The 715-nt window shown below is 61.4% G+C and carries 1 protein-coding gene; it reads right to left on the reverse strand.

From position 1 onward, the window contains the following. Positions 1 to 629: bacteriophage T4 gp5 trimerisation domain-containing protein (locus VK92_RS37615; RefSeq protein ID WP_048468234.1), on the reverse strand; the 629-nt coding region annotated here is incomplete at its 3' end. Between the last annotated feature and the right edge of the window lie 86 nt (positions 630 to 715).

The raw sequence follows: 715 nt of genomic DNA on the forward strand, positions 1-715 counted from the left end.
ATCCGTAATTTCGCAACAGCTTCTAAGCGGTTGCCACGACCGACGCTGTCAGCTGTCAGCGGACCCTTGAGCCGAATCACCACGGCGTCGAGCGCGATACCGCCGTCGTCCAGCGTAATCGTGCCACCGGGGCCGCGCAGGCGGATTACCTCACCAGCTTGCAACTCGACGACCTTGGTGCGATACCGGATAGCCTGCCCCGCCTCCAGCTCGGCATGGCCTGCCACGCGCTGTTTCAGATGCCCGCCAATATCAACCGTGTGATTGGCTGCGGTCTTGTCGCGACGATGGTTGCCGACTTCCTCCGTGCGGTCCTTGGCTGTGTGGATGGTGTGGTTTCGGCCGATGCTCAGGAAGTCGTCCTGCCCGATGTCGTGGTGGCGGTCCTGACCGATGGTGACCTGCTCGTCGTGGCCCACGGTCTCTTTGCGATCGTTGCCGATGGCGATGGTTTCGTCATGTTCGACCTGCTCGCTGCGGTCGTTGCCCACGAAGGTGGTTTCGTCATGGTTGACGTGGATGTTCTGGTCTTTCTGCGCGTGGACGTAGATTTCCTCCTGATCCTTCTCGTCCTCGAAGCGCAGTTCGTTGTAGCCCTCGCCCTTGTGCGTCTGGCTCTTGATCGTCATCCGCGTCTTGTGCCGCGGCAGCTCGTACGGCGGCAACTGCAGGCGGTTGTACGCCCGCCCGAGGGCCTGTCAGGAATTTCGTGTTT

The sequence above is a fragment of the Burkholderia sp. LK4 genome (assembly GCF_001043615.1).
In the GTDB taxonomy this organism is placed as follows: Bacteria; Pseudomonadota; Gammaproteobacteria; order Burkholderiales; family Burkholderiaceae; genus Burkholderia; species Burkholderia cepacia.